Source organism: Kistimonas ophiarachnellae (assembly GCF_057552235.1).
In genome coordinates, this window is the sequence record NZ_BAAJPA010000014.1 from 49,389 (window position 1) to 66,746 (window position 17,358).

15 protein-coding genes and 3 tRNA genes are annotated in these 17,358 nt (G+C 52.1%); 2 read left to right on the forward strand and 16 right to left on the reverse strand.

Features of this window, described 5'->3' with window-relative positions; all coding sequences use genetic code 11:
- Positions 1–26: 26 nt before the first annotated feature.
- Complete coding sequence (locus tag AC27K1_RS16985) at positions 27–281, reverse strand: OadG family protein (protein WP_487151991.1); 255 nt, start codon at positions 279–281, stop codon at positions 27–29.
- 300 nt (positions 282–581) lie between these two features.
- Between AC27K1_RS16985 and AC27K1_RS16990 the strand changes: the two genes are divergently transcribed.
- Positions 582–1,553: a tRNA dihydrouridine synthase gene (locus AC27K1_RS16990; RefSeq protein ID WP_487151992.1), complete on the forward strand. Its 972-nt coding sequence runs from the start codon at positions 582–584 to the stop codon at positions 1,551–1,553.
- Positions 1,554–1,606: 53 nt separating this feature from the next.
- Positions 1,607–3,610 (forward strand): bifunctional tRNA (5-methylaminomethyl-2-thiouridine)(34)-methyltransferase MnmC2/FAD-dependent 5-carboxymethylaminomethyl-2-thiouridine(34) oxidoreductase MnmC1, encoded by a 2,004-nt coding sequence (gene mnmC, locus AC27K1_RS16995; protein WP_487151993.1) that lies wholly within the window; start codon positions 1,607–1,609, stop codon positions 3,608–3,610.
- A 66-nt stretch (positions 3,611–3,676) separates the two neighbouring features.
- Here the strand turns inward: mnmC and msrA are convergent, their stop codons facing one another.
- The 15 genes from msrA to cpsG all read right to left on the reverse strand — a co-directional run bounded on the left by msrA (position 3,677) and on the right by cpsG (position 17,059).
- Positions 3,677–4,315 (reverse strand): peptide-methionine (S)-S-oxide reductase MsrA, encoded by a 639-nt coding sequence (msrA, locus tag AC27K1_RS17000; RefSeq protein ID WP_487151994.1) that lies wholly within the window; start codon positions 4,313–4,315, stop codon positions 3,677–3,679.
- A gap of 22 nt (positions 4,316–4,337) precedes the next feature.
- Positions 4,338–5,174: a M23 family metallopeptidase gene (locus AC27K1_RS17005; RefSeq protein WP_487151995.1), complete on the reverse strand. Its 837-nt coding sequence runs from the start codon at positions 5,172–5,174 to the stop codon at positions 4,338–4,340.
- A gap of 235 nt (positions 5,175–5,409) precedes the next feature.
- Complete coding sequence (gene hemG / locus AC27K1_RS17010) at positions 5,410–6,000, reverse strand: menaquinone-dependent protoporphyrinogen IX dehydrogenase (protein ID WP_487151996.1); 591 nt, start codon at positions 5,998–6,000, stop codon at positions 5,410–5,412.
- A gap of 169 nt (positions 6,001–6,169) precedes the next feature.
- Positions 6,170–6,260: transfer RNA gene (locus AC27K1_RS17015), tRNA-Ser, on the reverse strand.
- A gap of 39 nt (positions 6,261–6,299) precedes the next feature.
- Positions 6,300–6,376: transfer RNA gene (locus AC27K1_RS17020), tRNA-Arg, on the reverse strand.
- 66 nt (positions 6,377–6,442) lie between these two features.
- Positions 6,443–6,533 (reverse strand) — tRNA-Ser (locus AC27K1_RS17025).
- Positions 6,534–6,617: 84 nt separating this feature from the next.
- On the reverse strand, positions 6,618–6,866 hold the full coding sequence (gene csrA, locus AC27K1_RS17030; RefSeq protein ID WP_395178721.1) for a carbon storage regulator CsrA: 249 nt from the start codon (positions 6,864–6,866) through the stop codon (positions 6,618–6,620).
- Positions 6,867–7,412: 546 nt separating this feature from the next.
- Complete coding sequence (locus AC27K1_RS17035; RefSeq protein WP_487151997.1) at positions 7,413–8,645, reverse strand: aspartate kinase; 1,233 nt, start codon at positions 8,643–8,645, stop codon at positions 7,413–7,415.
- Between the two features lie 106 nt (positions 8,646–8,751).
- Complete coding sequence (alaS, locus tag AC27K1_RS17040) at positions 8,752–11,358, reverse strand: alanine--tRNA ligase (protein WP_487151998.1); 2,607 nt, start codon at positions 11,356–11,358, stop codon at positions 8,752–8,754.
- 276 nt (positions 11,359–11,634) lie between these two features.
- Positions 11,635–12,522, reverse strand: coding sequence for an NAD(P)-dependent oxidoreductase (locus AC27K1_RS17045; RefSeq protein WP_487151999.1), 888 nt, complete (start codon positions 12,520–12,522; stop codon positions 11,635–11,637).
- A 53-nt stretch (positions 12,523–12,575) separates the two neighbouring features.
- A complete protein-coding gene (locus AC27K1_RS17050) occupies positions 12,576–13,184 on the reverse strand; it encodes a tRNA-uridine aminocarboxypropyltransferase (RefSeq protein ID WP_487152000.1) in 609 nt (202 codons plus the stop codon).
- A 32-nt stretch (positions 13,185–13,216) separates the two neighbouring features.
- Positions 13,217–13,675, reverse strand: a complete 459-nt coding sequence (locus AC27K1_RS17055) for a regulatory protein RecX (protein ID WP_487152001.1) — start codon at positions 13,673–13,675, stop codon at positions 13,217–13,219.
- Positions 13,676–13,749: 74 nt separating this feature from the next.
- Positions 13,750–14,805 carry a recombinase RecA gene (recA, locus tag AC27K1_RS17060; RefSeq protein ID WP_487152002.1) on the reverse strand — a complete coding sequence of 352 codons (1,056 nt, stop codon included), beginning with the start codon at positions 14,803–14,805 and terminating at the stop codon, positions 13,750–13,752.
- 157 nt (positions 14,806–14,962) lie between these two features.
- Entirely contained in the window at positions 14,963–15,460 is a 498-nt protein-coding gene (gene pncC, locus AC27K1_RS17065) for a nicotinamide-nucleotide amidase (RefSeq protein WP_487152003.1), read from the reverse strand.
- A 234-nt stretch (positions 15,461–15,694) separates the two neighbouring features.
- The gene (cpsG, locus tag AC27K1_RS17070) at positions 15,695–17,059 is read right to left on the reverse strand and encodes a phosphomannomutase CpsG (RefSeq protein ID WP_487152004.1); all 1,365 of its coding nucleotides are present in this window, start codon (positions 17,057–17,059) and stop codon (positions 15,695–15,697) included.
- Positions 17,060–17,358 lie beyond the last annotated feature (299 nt).

The window sequence follows — 17,358 nt, forward strand, 5'->3', positions numbered from 1 at the left end:
CACTCCCCCTTGACTCGTTAACCTGACTACTGGCGACGCGCGCGATGCTGCTGAACCGCTTCATGAATCACGGCGAGCAGTACCGGATCACTTGCAGGGTCACCGACGGTCGCGACCGGAACCCTGGCAACAGCAGGTTCGGGTTCCTCCGGCTTCGTGGCCTGAATGATTTTTGACATGATGCTGGTCACAATGACCAGAAGGGTAAGGAATACGAAGACAAAGCCCATGCCGAACAGCATCAGGTTCACGCCTTCGCTCATGAGATCCGCTGGAGACATGGCGCTTCCTTATTACGTTGTTATCGTTCGCGTTCGGGTGGCTAGACGACACCTGATACACGACGTTTCACTTATTACACGGTCTTGAATTTCGGGGCCATTTTACCCGAATACCGGGGTCGCGCAATATTGACTGTATTTATACTTATTATTTGAGCATTTATTTCCATGATTCATGTCATGAATAGTGCAATCAATCGTCACGTATTCATACAGCGCCCACCGTACCAATGACAGTTGTCTGTTTTTACAGGAGTGATAGAGTACCGCCCTTTTCCGCCACAGGAACGGTGTCTGCCGATGCGACTTGTCCTCGCCCCGATGGAAGGGGTTGTCGATTACCTGATGCGCCAGCTGCTGACTGACAACGGCGCCTTTGACCTCTGCGTGACGGAATTTATCCGGATCACCAATACCCTGCTGCCTGAAGCGGTTTTTTTCAGATTATGTCCAGAACTTAAACAGGGTGGACACACTCGCGCTGGCACACCTGTCTTTATACAGTTGCTGGGCAATGATCCACACACCATGGCGGACAATGCCGCTCGCGCCGCAGAATTGGGTGCGCTAGGTATAGACCTGAACTTTGGTTGTCCTGCATCTACGGTGAATCGTCACAAAGGAGGTGCAGCATTACTAAAAGAGCCGGAAACCCTGCATCGTATCGTCCAGTCTGTTCGTCAGGCCGTCCCTGAACACATACCGGTTACGGCAAAAATGCGTCTCGGTTTCGAGGATAAATCCCTCGCCATAGAGAATGCCGTCGCCATCGAGTCCGCCGGCGCTGATACCCTGACGATTCATGCCCGCACCAAAGTTGAAGGCTACCGACCACCCGCTCACTGGGAATGGATCGGCAAAATACGTGAACATGTTTCACTGAATATCATCGCCAATGGCGAGATCTGGTCCATTGACGACTATCAGCGCTGCAAGACGGCCAGTGGATGCAGCGACATCATGATTGGCCGCGGCGCCATCGCCCAACCTCTGCTCGCTACCCGACTGAAATCTCTGCAGGATACTGACAGTACCATGCCTGACTGGCTCGAAACCCGGGCATTACTGGTACAATTCGCCCAAACGGTACTACACAGCCCCCAGGAATACCTTGAGCATTGCAACATCCGTGAACCCGGCCGCTACCTGGCCGACCGTTGCAAGCAGTGGCTTGGCATGATGGTACGTTGTCACGAAGGGGCTGCGACCCTGTTTCAGCAGATCAAGCGGGAAACCTGTCCGGAAACCATCTATCGTACGCTACTGACTTAACAGCGGGTCAACCAGCCACCATTGACGATTTTGTTGCTATTGAGACTCAAGCCTTGCCAAGCACCAACAAGCCTGTAATTGAAACCGCCAGCATTCGCTGGAACGAGCGTGGACAACCGGTCTCCGATCATTACGACGACATCTATTTCTCAACCGAATCAGGCCCGGATGAAACCCGGCACACCTTTATTAACCAGAACTTTCTACCGGAGCGGTTTGCCGCGTTAGAACCCGGTCAACATTTTGTTGTTGGTGAAACCGGCTTTGGCACAGGCCTTAATTTCCTCTGTACGTGGCAGTGTTTTGATCAATACGCCCCGGCAGGTACCCGGCTACACTTTATTTCTACCGAAAAATATCCTCTGTCAACGGCTGATCTGGCACAGGCACTATCGCTCTGGCCAGACCTGTCGGCCTACAGCCAAAAGTTAGTCAACCATTATCCAGCGATGACCGCTGGTCAGCATCGGTTGGTTTTTGAGAATGGTCGTATTGTACTGACACTGCTCTGCGGCGATGTATTGCAAACACTGCCGGAACTGGAAGCATCTGTCGACGCCTGGTTTCTGGACGGATTTGCCCCGACAAAAAACCCCGATATGTGGCAGCCGGAACTGTTCCAGGCACTGGCCAATAAATCCTCCAGCGGAACCACCTGTGCAACGTTTACAGCCGCAAGACTGGTGCGGGATGGATTAGAAAATGCCGGATTCATGATCGAAAAAGTGCCGGGATTTGGCCACAAACGGGATATGATTCGGGGTCGGCTGGCAGAGGCCGTCCTTTCAGATGATTCCCCCATCTGGTTTCAGCAATCAAAAACAGTTCATAACCAAAAGAACGCGCTGATTATCGGGGCAGGCATGGCCGGTGCTGCAACGGCACGCTCTCTTGCAGAACACGGCTGGCAAGTGCGTGTAATCGACTCCCACGACAAACCTGCCAGCGAAGCATCAGGCAATCCCCAAGGCATGCTGTATACACGACTATCGGGCAACAGCACGGTATTAACGCGCTTCATCACGGAAGGTTATCTTCATACGCTCAGCCTGCTGAAACGGCTCGAAAGTCAGAAAAATTCTGACGATACCCTATGGCAGAAAACCGGCCTGATCCAACTCGGTTTCAGCAAAGGCGAACATCAACGCCAGCAGCGCATCCTTGAATCCGGCCAATACCCTGACGCCATGCTACAAGGCCTGGACGCCGAAGCACTCTCCTCACTGGCAGGCCTTTCTTTAAATGCATCCGGACTCTATTTTCCAGATGCTGGCTGGGTACACCCGCCATCATTATGCAAACACCTGCTTGAGCACTCCAACATTGAATTTACCGGTAACCTTCAGGTCACAAGTGTTATGCATGAAGGTAACCAGTGGCACGTTCAAACAACGTCCGGAACAACATTGAGTTCAGAAGTCATTGTGATTGCTTGTGGCCACCTCTCTTCGAAACTGGCACAAACCCGGTACCTGCCACTGAAAAGCATCCGGGGCCAGATTACACAACTCCCCGCCACAAAAAGCAGCCAAAAGCTACAGACAGTGGTTTGCAGTGACGGCTATATTGCGCCTGCCTGGAAGAATAGCCATACCCTTGGTGCCACCTTTAATTTCGATAATGATTCAACGGAATGCCGCCAAAAGGATCACGACACCAATTTAGAGAACCTGAAAACGTATACACCTGGCATTTATGATGCGTTGATGGACTCTGAACTTGATACCGCGCATCTTAAAGGTCGAGTGAGCTTCCGATGCACGACGCCGGATTACCTGCCAGTTGTCGGCCCGGTAGTTGACGCTGACATTTTCAAAGCCCATTTCGCGCCATTGCGAAAAAATGCCAAACACCGGTTTACCGATACCCCCGAACAACCGGCAGGTTTGTATATTACAACCGGGCATGGATCCAGAGGATTGGTCACCGCTCCGCTAGCCGCGGAAATCCTGGCCGCCTACATTTGCAACGAACCCAGCCCCGTGCCGCGTGATCAGCGTCACGCCCTGCACCCGTCCAGATTCATGGTCAGAGATTTGGCAAGAAACAAGGTGTAATGCAGAAATCGTTCTGCCATAACAACAATCAGCCGACCTTCTGGTCGGCTCAAAAGCTTTAACAGCCTACTGGCTTATTTTCCCGGGATAACAAACACCCACCCCTCCCAGGCCACAATAACCACCAGGATTCTTGGCAAGATATTGCTGGTGATAATCCTCCGCATAATAGAATTCTCCAGCTGGGAGGATTTCTGTTGCGATAACATTATTGCCAATGCCATTCAATGCCTGCTGATACGTCCGTAGCGACTGTTCGGCCTTATCTTGTTGCTCTGAACTGGTGGTATAAATCGCTGAACGATACTGGGTGCCGATATCATTCCCCTGTCGCATCGATTGGGTAGGGTCATGACTCTCCCAGAATATGGCCAGCAATTGCTCGTAGCTGATTTGCTCAGGGTCAAAGATGACACGCACCACTTCAGCGTGACCGGTATAACCGGTGCAGACTTCTTCGTAAGCAGGGTTCGGGGTAAAGCCACCGCTATACCCAACCATCGTGACATAGACACCGGGTTGTTTCCAAAACAGCCGTTCTGCTCCCCAGAAACATCCCATACCAAACACAGCGACATCGTATCCATCCGGCCAGGGAGGCATTATGGCATGACCATTAACCCAATGTTTTTCACTGATCGTTAAAGGACTATCGCGCCCTGGCAACGCCTCTTCCCTCGACACCTGCACAGTGATACCCGCCATTACCACACCTCCATTGATCACATTACTTTGCTGCCGGCGCGTTCTGAACCTGTTCCATTGGCGGAACGACCAGCTGTGGATCCAAACGAACCTGGTACCAGTTCAGGCGCCAGTCGAGATGAGCGCCGGTAACCCGACCAGTTGCACCCACCTCTGCCACAGGTTGCCCCTGACGGACAAAATCACCTTCTTTAACCAGGGACTTACTTAGGTGCAGGAACGAACTTGTGATGCCATAGCCATGATCAATGATCATCGTACCGCCAGAGAAATACATATCCGGGTGGTACAGCACAACTCGACCATCGGCAGGCGATTTGACGGGAGTACCGGTTGGTGCGGCAACATCAACACCAAAATGAGGGCGACGTGGTTCACCATTAAAGACACGCTGACTGCCGTATACACCGGTCACCGGCCCAACTAAAGGCCAGATAAATCCGTCCAGAAAGGCAATATATTCAGAATCCACTTCCCGGGCTTTTCTTACGAGGCTGTTTTCATGGCGAACACGCTTCAGGTGAGCTTCAGATGGCGCCATATACTTTTGCGCAACACCTTCTATTCGTTGAATCCGATATTCACGTGCTTCCAGCTTCAGTACTTTCTCAGTCTTTTTACCATCTGGTGCAACCACCGTGTAAGACTGCTGCAATTGCGCATCACGCCCAAACCCCAGCACAAACTGTCCATCCTCTGTAACAGGGACTTCATTATCCCTGTAATAAACGACAGATCCAGGTTGCACAGTCCCTTTATACAACGCCCCCTGCGTTAACGGCTCACCACTGTCCGCCGAAACCGTCAAAGCCTGCAGCAGAATAGCGGCAGCAAACCAACATATATTGAGAATCTTCACAGACACCCCCGGACATGACATTAACCCACATTACTCCTATAGTAAGAAAACTGGTTTAACACCACCAGATGGAGGTATCAACATGGATCTGTTTATACTCGCGGTGTCACTGCTGCTCCCCGTAGCCTATGGCGCTATTCTTCTCACCCCTCTCGCAATTGATACTCATCGTTACCAAAGCACTCGAAAGTTCAAACAATAGAGCCATTCAGCCACCATGCAGCTAGCCTATCACTCAGGCATCGACAGGCTTGCTGCAACACGCACTATCATTACTGCTTACGGTGCATTCCTTCAGATAATCTGAATACTTTCGCGCAAACTGCTGCACAGCATCCCAGTCGGTATACTCAATATCCTTACTGGTATCCGTATTGCCGCCCGTTATTTTCATGATGAGTTGAATCATGACACGGTCAAACCAGCGATAACGGCTATAGAGTAGCGACCCTGCCATCACACCGGTCATACCAGGCTTCCAGGTGATTTTCCCGAGAAATTTCTGTAGATAAGGATTTGTTTCGGGTCTGTTTTTTTCAGGTTTACGGGCAGTCAGATTAACACTGAAAAACCCGGACGGATGCTGATTCAGAAACATTTCATGCTGCCTGATAAAATCAAACACCTCAGGCAAATGGTGGCCATAACGTATTGGGGAACCAATTAGTACTGAATCATATTGATCCAGATTAAAATGAGCAGCCCCACCTCCTAACGAAAGACATTCCACCATCAGACCGCACTGTTTTAACTCAGACGCAATAACCCGTGCAATTTTTTCAGTCTGACCATCACGAGATGCATAAAGCAATAAATGCTGGGCCATTGGATTCTCCCGATTCAACGCATGCTTCTATTTTAAACCGCGTTGTACAGGAAACAGACACACAATTTATTTACCTGAATCAAATCTTGCCGACATTGGAAACAATCAATGGGAATAAAAAACGCAGAAATAAAAAAAGCCCTGCATTAAATGCAGGGCTTTTTCTTTATGGCGGTGAGAGAGGGATTCGAACCCTCGATACGCGATTAACGTATACTCCCTTAGCAGGGGAGCGCCTTCAGCCACTCGGCCATCTCACCGTATGATTTCATTAAAAACCCGCAACTTGGCGGGTTAAATGGCGCGTCCGGGAGGATTCGAACCTCCGACCGCCTGGTTCGTAGCCAGGTACTCTATCCAGCTGAGCTACGGACGCCTAGAATAAGACTTAAGAAGAGAAAATCAAGAACTCTTTCACGTCGTCTTCGAACGTTTGATGTCCTGGCGGTGAGGGAGGGATTCGAACCCTCGATACGCGATTAACGTATACTCCCTTAGCAGGGGAGCGCCTTCAGCCACTCGGCCACCTCACCTCGGAATCGAGCGCTATATTACCAGATTCCCGACGTTTGCAAAGTGTTTTTTCAGACTGAACACTTCGACTTTAAAACCACGGCTCAGAACTGTTCTTCGCCTTCCTCTTCTGCAACTTCATGAACCCAGGTTTGGCGGTTGCCCGAATGATGGCCGTCCCTATCTTCCTTTTCTTTCTGGATACGCTGATAGATTTCTTCACGGTGGACTGCCACTTCCTTCGGTGCATTGACGCCGATCCGCACCTGGTTACCCTTCACCCCAAGAACGGTAACCGTGACATCATCACCTACCATCAGGGTCTCACCAACACGGCGTGTCAGAATCAGCATTACAATCTCCTTGTCTCAAAACCAACAAACAATGATCGTCTATTCATCTGCCAGTTTGTGCTTGTCGAATTAATCAGCGCATACCACTTCACTGATTCAGCAGCCCTGTGCAGGACCCCCATGAATCGGCCAGTGCCATATCACCGAAGCAATAAGATTAATACAGGACTGAAGTTTGGCAACAGATTCCCGCATATTCCCTATTCTTCAAACACTCCGCTAACCTTCGGGAGCACCGCGCGATAAAAAACGCGCATGTCTCTGGCAATCTCCCTGTGCGACTATCCGGTCCGCACTATCATAGCTCACTATCGTTATTCGTTGACGCAAATCCTGACGCACTATCCTACGCAACAGAGTCGATATCACGGTAGAACGCTATCGGGTCAAGCCGCACCAATCCCTAACACTCAGGGCAGACCGCCACGATCAGTCATGCGGTCTTACCTGTTTCCGCTATAGATCAAACTATGTACAGCGACAGTCTAATATCAACAACCGCTATTTCCATGAGTATTTGTACGGGACGAAAAACGCCGCGACGCATTACTCTGCGGTGGGTTCCTGGTCCAGCTCAAAGGCCGAATGCAATGCCCTGACGGCCAATTCGAGGTACTTTTCCGCGATTACCACGGACACCTTGATCTCTGAGGTCGAGATAATCTGGATATTGATACCTTCAGCGGCCAGCGCCTCAAACATCCGCGTCGCAACACCGGCATGGGACCGCATGCCAACACCTACGATGGACACCTTGGCAATCTTGTTGTCACCGTCAAACTCACGGGCACCCAGCTCATCCGAGGTATTCCCCACCACAGCCAATGCTTTCTGGAAATCATTGCGGTGCACGGTGAACGTGAAATCCGTGGATTTATCATCGGCCACGTTCTGCACAATCATGTCGACTTCGACATTGGCCTTGCTGATCGGGCCCAGAATCCGGGAAGCAACACCGGGGATATCAGGCACCCCCTTGATTGTCAGCTTGGCTTCATCCCGATTAAAGGCAATTCCGGATACAACGGGCTGCTCCATCTCGTCCTGCTCCTCCAGCGTTATCAGCGTCCCGGGGCCTTCCTCAAAGCTGTGGAGTACCCGCAGGGTCACATTGTACTTACCGGCAAACTCCACCGCGCGAATCTGCAGAACCTTTGAACCGAGGCTGGCCATTTCCAGCATCTCTTCAAAGGTAATTTTATCCAGACGCCGGGCGCCTTCAACAACACGGGGGTCAGTAGTATAGACACCGTCGACATCGGTATAGATCTGGCATTCATCCGCCTCAAGGGCTGCTGCCAGCGCTACCGCCGTGGTATCGGAGCCGCCACGCCCCAGCGTGGTGATATTGCCATCTTTGTCCAACCCCTGAAAGCCAGCAACAACGACTACCCTGCCAGCATCCAGATCCGCACGAATCGCCTGGGTATCAATGCTTTCTATACGGGCTTTGTTATGCTGACTGTCTGTTTTGATAGCCACCTGCCAGCCGGTATATGACCTGGCCGGGCAGTTACGCCGGTTAAGCGCCATGGACAGGAGCGCGATGGTAACCTGCTCCCCGGTAGAAAGGATGACATCCAGCTCCCTTGGTGTCGGCGTGTCGTGCATCTGGTGAGCCAACTCGACGAGACGATTGGTTTCGCCAGACATGGCGGATACCACGACAACAATATCGTGTCCCTGCTCTCTGAACCGCTGTACTTTTTCCGCAATGGCTTCAATTCGCTCGACCGTGCCGACCGACGTGCCACCGAACTTCTGAACTAACAACGCCATATCGTAAGTACTTTTATTTATTAGCCGAGGGGAATGTACCACATCCCCCACGGATCGAAACAGCCCTTGTTTCAGACTAACCCTGTGAACGGGTCAGCAATTCTGACTAGCTGGCCAGTTTATCTGCCACCCAGCCGCTGACGGATTCCAGTGCCGCCGGCAAAGCCTGCACATCGGAACCACCGCCCTGGGCAAAATCAGGACGACCACCGCCCTTGCCGCCTACCTGCTCTGCCACCATTTTGAGCAGATCACCGGCTTTCACTCGGTCAGTCAGGTCCTTGGTCACACCAGCGGCCAGCGCCACCTTGTCACCATCGACAGCAGCCAGCATGACGATGCCATTTTCCAGCTTGTTCTTGAGCTGGTCCACAGTATCCCGCAGGGATTTCGGATCAACACCGTCAAGGCGGGTTGCCAGCACACGGATACCAGCCACTTCAACAGCACCGGCTACCAGATCAGTGCCCGCGGCAGACGCCAGTTTCTGCTTCAGCCGCTGAATCTCTTTTTCCAGCTCACGGTTACGGTCCACCAGCGTCTGGACTTTGCTGACCACGGATTCACGACTACCTTTTACCAAGCCTGCTACAGACTGGATACGCTGCTCTTGGTTTTCATACCAGGACTGCGCCGCTTTACCGGTCAATGCTTCAATCCGACGAACGCCGGCAGCAATACCGGTTTCTGCAACAACCACCAGGCTGCCAATATCACCGGTACGCTCAACATGGGTACCACCACACAGCTCCACAGAAAAACCGCTGGTGCCCATGCTCAGGACGCGTACTTCATCACCGTATTTCTCGCCAAACAACGCCATGGCACCGGCAGCGCGAGCCTGATCCATATCCATCAGTTCAGTTTTAACCGGCGTGTTAGAGCGAACCTGCTCGTTGACGATCCGCTCAATCTGGCGCAGCTGCTCTGCTGAAACCGGCTCAAAGTGTGAGAAGTCAAAACGCAGACGTTCACTGTTGACCAGGGAGCCTTTCTGCTGAACATGATCACCCAGCACTTCACGCAGGGCGGCATGCAGCAAGTGCGTAGCAGAGTGGTTACGTGCTGTCGCCATGCGTTTTTCAGCATTGACCATCGCACCCAGGCGTTCGCCCACACGGATCTCACCGGTTTCAACCACACCGTGATGCAGGTGGTTATCGGATTCCTTGCGAGTATCATCCACGCGGAACGTTCCGGTTTCAGTGCGCAGCAGACCGACATCACCCACCTGACCGCCGGACTCGGCGTAGAATGGGGTACGCTCCATTACGATAACTGCTTTCTCACCCACACCGACGGACTCAACCGGCTGGCCGTCACGGAACAGCGCCTTGACGATTTCTTCACCTTCCAGCGCGGTATAACCGGTAAATTCGGTCGCACCTTCAATCTTCAGAACATCGTTATAATCCATCCCGAACTGGCTGGCGGCACGTGCGAGATTGCGCTGTTCTTCCATGCAGGCTTCATAGCCGTCCATGTCCAGAGTCAGGCCACGCTCACGGGCGATATCGTGGGTCAGGTCAACCGGGAAACCATAGGTGTCATACAGGGTAAACACGGTTTTACCGGGAATTTCGGTGCCGTCGATGTTTGCCAGATCGTCTTCAAGGATCTTCATACCCTTATCCAGCGTACGGGCAAACTGTTCTTCTTCCTTACGCAGAACACGCATCACGTGATCTTTGTTCTCAGCCACAACATTCGCCGCATCGCCCATGGCTTCGATCAGCGCAGGCACCAGCTGGGCAAAGAACGGCTCGCGAGCACCCAGCTTGTGTCCATGACGGCAGGCGCGACGGATAATACGGCGCAGGGTATAACCCCGACCATCGTTGGACGGCAGAATGCCATCAGCCACCAGGAATGCGCAGGAACGGATATGGTCAGCAATGACACGCAGTGATGCGGTGGTAGTATCCGGGCAGTTCAGCAGACGGCCGGCTTCTGCCAGCAGGGTCTGGAACAGATCAATCTCATAGTTGCTGTGTACGCCCTGCATGACAGCGGCGATACGCTCCAGGCCCATACCGGTATCAATGGATGGCTTCGGCAGCGGATGCATTTCCCCATCAGCCGTCCGGTTAAACTGCATAAAGACCATGTTCCAGATTTCGATGTAGCGGTCGCCATCATCGTTCGGGCCGCCCGGCGGGTCACCGGCCACATTTGGGCCATGATCATAGAACAGTTCACTACACGGTCCGCAGGGGCCGGTATCGCCCATGGACCAGAAGTTATCCTTCTCACCCAGGCGAGAGAAACGCTCAGGGCTGACTTTCATCTCTTTCAGCCAGATATCTTCCGCTTCCTGGTCATCCTTGTAGACGGTGACCCACAGCTTCTCTTCCGGAATACCCAGCTCAACGGTCAGGAACTCCCAGGCGAACTTGATGGCATCACGCTTGAAATAATCACCAAAGCTGAAGTTACCCAGCATTTCAAAGAAGGTGTGGTGACGGGCGGTGTAACCGACGTTTTCCAGATCATTGTGCTTACCACCGGCACGGACACAACGCTGGGACGTGGTGGCACGGTTATAAGAGCGCTGCTCCCGGCCCAGGAACACATCCTTGAACTGGTTCATACCCGCGTTGGTAAACAACAACGTCGGGTCATCATGGGGAACCAGCGAACTGCTTTCGACAATTTCATGTCCCTGCTTATTGAAATAATTCAGAAAAGCAGACCGTAATTCAGAACTTTTCATATCACCTTCCCGTCAGGGAGTCTCAAAATGGATAGATGTCAGGACTCTCACTGTTCTGACACCGGGAAATTCGCAAAATTCGCGCATTATATAACGACGAGCAACAGGCGGACAGCCACAGGCAATGAACTTGTGGAACCCTCCAACAGCCATTGCCTGAGCACATAACCTGGGAATTGAGCCGACAGACAATCTTCTGCCGACCATTACATGGGTTGCGATTATCGCTTGATCGCTACCGATCAATCCAACCGTATAAACACGCAGGTAAACCCGTTACTTACCACGATCAGCCACGGATTCCAATAACGCAAACAGGCTGGAGGTATCCCAGCGCCCGCCCCCCATCGACTGAACCTGGGCATATTGCTGGTCCACCATGGCGGTAACCGGCAGGCTTGCGCCATTTCTGCGCGCTTCTTCCAGGCAAATGGAAAGGTCCTTGCGCATCCAGTCCACGGCAAAACCATGTTCATACTTTCCCTGAAGCATGGTCTGGTAACGGTTTTCCATCTGCCAGGACTGGGCCGCGCCCTGGGAAATCACCTCAACCACCGCCGCCGGATCAAGACCGGCTTTACGGGCAAAATGCAAACCTTCAGACAGCGCCTGAACCAGACCGCCAATACAGATCTGGTTAACCATTTTGGCCAGCTGCCCGGCTCCGGTTTCACCCATCAGTTTCACACAACGGGCATAGCTTTCTATAACAGGCGCCGCTTGCTCGAACGTTCCGGCATCACCGCCCACCATCACGGTCAGCGCACCATTTTCAGCACCCGCCTGACCGCCAGACACCGGAGCGTCTAGAAAACCCAATCGGGTTTCGGCAGCAATACCGGCCAATTCACGCGCGACAGAGGCTGAGGCCGTGGTGTGATCCACAAAAACTGCCCCTTTTTTCATACCAGAAAAAGCGCCCTGCTCACCCAGGCAGATTTGTCGAAGATCATCATCATTGCCGACACAGGCAAACACAAAGTCCGCACCGGCAGCTGCGGCCGCAGGCGTTTCTGCACCATGCCCCTGATACTCGCTGAGCCACTGCTCCCGACGCTGCGGCGTCCGGTTATAGACAGTCACCTTATAGCCTGCGCCTGCCAGATGGCCGGCCATTGGATATCCCATCACCCCAAGCCCAATAAAAGCAACCTGACAGGTCATAACGCCACCCTTTCCACTGTTTTGATTACTGTTTGCGTTAACACAACTTAATATCATGGTGCCGGGATGGCTGCCAGCTTCAGGCGATGAAAATTCTGGTTAAAGAGGGAGAAACAGGTATGCAGCTGATCAGCGGCGGATGTGTCACCCAACCAGCGGAGCGCCTCGATAGCACTTTCTACCGTACACAAATGTGCTTCATGCCGAACACGGCGCAACTGATACTCGGATATACATTCCGAACCTAGATCCAAAACGGGCAGACCATGAAGATAAGGGCTGTGGTTATACATTTTTCTCGCCTGCTGCCAGGTGGCATCGATGAGAATAAATGCCGGCACTTTATCCCGTGGAATGCTGCCTGAACTAACCATCACGGCATCAGAAGCGTGATAACGGGCATAGGCAGAGGGAAAAACAAGAATCGGGTAATACCGCAAGTCAGATAACAAACTTAATAATGCCTTATCCGGCTCCACTCGACTCCATGTGGCGATGTGGCCTCCAGCCACACTACCGGCCAGCAGGTAACCTGTGTTGGTCGCTTTAGCCTGTTCATTTTCATGCATCAGCAACCAGAAAACGGCCTTGCTGGCGACCACCGGTTTATCCGCACACAAACAGATGAACTGCGGCAACAAGCAAGTCTCACAGCGCTCCATCAACCCACAAACTCCATCTTTTAATCCAGCGACTATTCATCACTCTCACGGCCATCGACTACAGCCATAATGGTATCGATATGAAAGCCCCTGTATTGCAGGTAACGAACCCGTTTTGCTTTTTCCTTTGGGTCTTTTACCGGTGCGGCCCCAAATTTTTTCACGTTGACCTCACATGCCTGCTGCTTCCAGTCTTCCTCAAAAGCCTCAAGCTGTATTGACACCAGCTCAGCAGCAATGCCTTTTTGCAGCAGTTCCTGCTTGATTCTCACCGGCCCCAAACCACGAGAAACACGACTACGTACAAAACTTTCCGCAAAGCGCTCATCGGATAACAGCCGATCTGCCTCCAAGGCACCCAATACCACTTCCAGCATTTCCGGCGTTTCAGCCCGGCTGCGCAGTTTCTGCCAGAGTTCTTTCCGGCTATGTTCGCGGCGCGCCAGCAAATCCATTGCCGCCCGCCGCAGTTCTGTTTCAGAAGAAGACATAATCCATCCCATATAAAAACGGCGCTTACCCCTTTAGAGGTAAACGCCGTAGCATTCAATCCAACTCAGAAAACTCAGGCCAGTGTCAGCTCTTCATTTTCTTCCGCTGCGTTTTCAGCTTTCTCTTCGGTCTGGGGCTCAGAAGAGGTCAACAGCTGGCGCCGAATTTCAGACTCAATCTCTTCCGCAATCGCCGGGTTATCCTGCAGATACTGCGCGGCATTCGCCTTGCCCTGGCCAATCTTGTCACCTTTATAGGCGTACCAGGCGCCAGCCTTATCGACCAGCTTCAGCTTAACGCCCAGATCAATCACTTCACCCATACGGTAGATACCCTTGCCATACAGGATCTGGAATTCAGCCTGACGGAACGGTGGCGACACCTTGTTCTTGACCACTTTCACACGGGTCTCGTTACCGATGACTTCATCACCCTGCTTCACAGCACCGGTGCGACGGATATCCAGCCGAACACTGCTGTAGAATTTCAGAGCATTACCACCGGTTGTGGTTTCCGGGTTGCCGAACATGACACCGATCTTCATCCGGATCTGGTTGATGAAGACCACCAGACAGTTGGCCTGCTTAATGGAACCGGTCAGCTTACGGAGCGCCTGGCTCATCAGACGAGCCTGAAGACCGACGTGTGAATCACCCATCTCGCCTTCAATTTCCGCTTTCGGTACCAGGGCCGCGACAGAGTCGACAATCACGACATCTACTGCACCGGAACGTACCAGCATATCGGTGATTTCCAGCGCCTGTTCACCGGTATCAGGCTGAGACACATACAGGTCGTCAACATTGACACCCAGGCGACGGGCATACTCAGGATCCAGTGCATGCTCCGCATCCACAAAGGCACAGGTTGCGCCCTGCTTCTGGGCTTCTGCGATGACACTCAGCGTCAGGGTTGTCTTGCCTGATGACTCGGGACCATAGATTTCAACAACACGTCCTTTCGGCAGACCACCAATACCCAGCGCAATATCCAGCTGCAGGGAACCGGTTGAAATTGCCGGAATCGGTTCATGCTTCTGGTCACCCATGCGCATGACGGTGCCCTTGCCGAACTGTCGCTCAATCTGGCCAAGCGCCGCCTGTAACGCCTTTTTCTTGTTGTCATCCATCTGACGCACCCTCACAATTAATCCGACCTTTGCCGGCTGGCACCTTCAACGGCATCATCCAGCCCGCAACGCTAAAACAACTGTATACTTAAACAGTATTAAAACACACAATCTGATATTCGACTAGTCGACAATAAAATTTAATCTGACCGCCCGTTTAACCCGCATCCTGTTCAGCTAATCGCAAGAGGCCTGAAAGTGCTGTCACAACTGCCTGCTGCCGTATTTCAAAGCGATCACCGCTAAAATGACACACCCGAGCTTCCGTAGGCTGACCTTCCTGAGACCATGCCAGCCACACGGTACCTACTGGCTTTTCGGGACTACCGCCCTCCGGCCCGGCAATACCGCTGATCGCGACTGACAGCTCTGCACCAGCATTCCGGCGCGCGCCATAAGCCATTTCTGTCACCACTGCCTCGCTAACAGCACCATTTTGAGCCAGTGTTTCAGCCTTCACACCCAGCATCTGCTGCTTGGCCTCGTTGGCGTAGGATACATAACCATAGCCGAACCAGGCCGAGCTGCCAGCCACCGACGTTATGGCTTCCGCCACCCAGCCGCCCGTGCAGGATTCCGCTGTGGCGACCCGCCAGCCCTTTTTCAGTAATACTTGTCCCAGCTGCTGCGCAAGATCATGAACCTCTACCTGCATCCTACCCACCGCTCCTGCCAAAATGTTATCGTCGACTAACGTCAGATCAACCTGCAACCTCAACAAAGCACACAACAGAATTGCTGAATAGAGACATCGCTAACAATCGCCACCTTATCTTGAAAGAGGTTTTGCACAAAACCTCTCATGATCTCGCTATTTCAAAACCGCACGATCAGCAATCCCAAGCGTTTACATAGATAGAAAGGGATTAGTTACTGGAACGAACAACGCTCAGGCACGAATCAAGCGTAACAACTCATCCGTCTGGCGCTGCATCAAAACCACATCACCCCGACTTTCAACATTCAATCGGATAACCGGTTCTGTATTGGACAGACGCAGATTAAAACGCCACAACCCCATGTCCACAGAAATACCGTCTGTATGATCCACTGAAACAGCATCGGCTTCATAAACCGCAAGCACCCTGTCAATAGCCCCCTGCGGATCATCCAGCTGACTGTTAATTTCGCCAGAAGACGGGAACGCCTTGATACGCTCAGCAACCAGTTCAGAGAGCGCCTGTTCTTTTCGAGACATCAACTCTGCCACCAGCAACCAGGGGATCATTCCGGAATCACAGTACGCAAAATCACGGAAATAATGATGGGCGCTCATTTCTCCACCGTAGACGGCATCTTCCTTACGCATTCTCTCCTTGATAAAGGCATGGCCGGTTTTGCACAGCACTGGCTCCCCACCGGCTGAAGTGACCTGATCAATCGTGTTCCAGGTCAGACGGGGGTCGTGAATAATTTTGGCCCCGGGGTTATGTACAAGGAAAGCCTCACCCAGCAACCCGACAATATAGTAACCCTCAATAAAGGCACCCTTTTCATCGAACAGGAAGCATCGATCAAAATCGCCATCCCAGGCAATCCCCATATCTGCACCATGCTCAATCACAGCATCCGCTGTCGCAGCACGACACTCAGGCAATAACGGGTTCGGTATACCATGCGGAAAGGCGCCATCAGGCTGATGGTGAATCTTGACAAACTCTACCGGAACATCCTTGGCACGAAAATGTGCCTCAATAGCATCCACTACATGCCCAGCAGCACCGTTACCCGCATTCACGACTAATTTAAGGGGTCTTAATGCTGCGACATCAATATAACCCATAATGTGAATGACGTAGTCGTCGAGCGTATCCACTTTGTCATAACTGCCTCGCTCAATGACGGGTGAAAAGTCATTACGTTCAGCTAACTGCTCAATTTCGCGCAAACCGGTATCACCACTGACAGGCTGAGCGCCCGCACGGACCAGTTTCAAACCGTTATAGTCCATGGGATTGTGACTGGCAGTCACTTCAATCCCACCGTCTACACCAAGATGAAACGTCGCAAAATACACCTCTTCCGTACCGGCCATACCAAGGTCAAGCACATTCACACCAGCGTCCCTCAACCCATCAATCACTGACTGTTTAAGCGATTCACTGGTCAGGCGGACATCACCACCTATCACAACCTTTTTGGGTTTTAGGTATTCACCATAGGCCCGGCCAATCCGGTAAGCGATTGTTTCATTGAGTTCATCAGGCAGGCGTCCACGAATATCGTAGGCTTTGAAACAAGTAAGGCTAGACATAAATAACCAGTGAATAACAAATGGATAATGCTTAACGAGGAAACGGCCAACAGGACTTTCGACCGAGGTCTGCGACAAGCATAACCCAATCAACCTTCCCGATAAACGAAACACCTCAACCGGTTTTCCGATCCCGCTAAAATCTGCCTGGAAAAAACTTCTGGAAAACCAAACCTCACGTCAAGAGCAACGACGTCACACCATCTTACTTGCCCTGAGAGCACCATAGACCTAGTTTGTGGATACCTGCTCATAAGAAAGTACAAGATTACGACAATTACACGAATTTATTTCCTGAC

Coding starts and splice junctions, on each gene's coding strand:
- AC27K1_RS16985 (WP_487151991.1), bottom strand. CDS start 281: ATGTCTCCAGCGGATCTCATGAGCGAAGGCGTGAACCTGATGCTGTTC.
- AC27K1_RS16990 (WP_487151992.1), top strand. CDS start 582: ATGCGACTTGTCCTCGCCCCGATGGAAGGGGTTGTCGATTACCTGATG.
- msrA (WP_487151994.1), bottom strand. CDS start 4,315: ATGGCGGGTATCACTGTGCAGGTGTCGAGGGAAGAGGCGTTGCCAGGG.
- hemG (WP_487151996.1), bottom strand. CDS start 6,000: ATGGCCCAGCATTTATTGCTTTATGCATCTCGTGATGGTCAGACTGAA.
- csrA (WP_395178721.1), bottom strand. CDS start 6,866: ATGCTGATTCTGACACGCCGTGTTGGTGAGACCCTGATGGTAGGTGAT.
- AC27K1_RS17035 (WP_487151997.1), bottom strand. CDS start 8,645: ATGGCGTTGTTAGTTCAGAAGTTCGGTGGCACGTCGGTCGGCACGGTC.
- alaS (WP_487151998.1), bottom strand. CDS start 11,358: ATGAAAAGTTCTGAATTACGGTCTGCTTTTCTGAATTATTTCAATAAG.
- AC27K1_RS17045 (WP_487151999.1), bottom strand. CDS start 12,522: ATGACCTGTCAGGTTGCTTTTATTGGGCTTGGGGTGATGGGATATCCA.
- AC27K1_RS17050 (WP_487152000.1), bottom strand. CDS start 13,184: ATGGAGCGCTGTGAGACTTGCTTGTTGCCGCAGTTCATCTGTTTGTGT.
- AC27K1_RS17055 (WP_487152001.1), bottom strand. CDS start 13,675: ATGTCTTCTTCTGAAACAGAACTGCGGCGGGCGGCAATGGATTTGCTG.
- recA (WP_487152002.1), bottom strand. CDS start 14,805: ATGGATGACAACAAGAAAAAGGCGTTACAGGCGGCGCTTGGCCAGATT.
- pncC (WP_487152003.1), bottom strand. CDS start 15,460: ATGCAGGTAGAGGTTCATGATCTTGCGCAGCAGCTGGGACAAGTATTA.
- cpsG (WP_487152004.1), bottom strand. CDS start 17,059: ATGTCTAGCCTTACTTGTTTCAAAGCCTACGATATTCGTGGACGCCTG.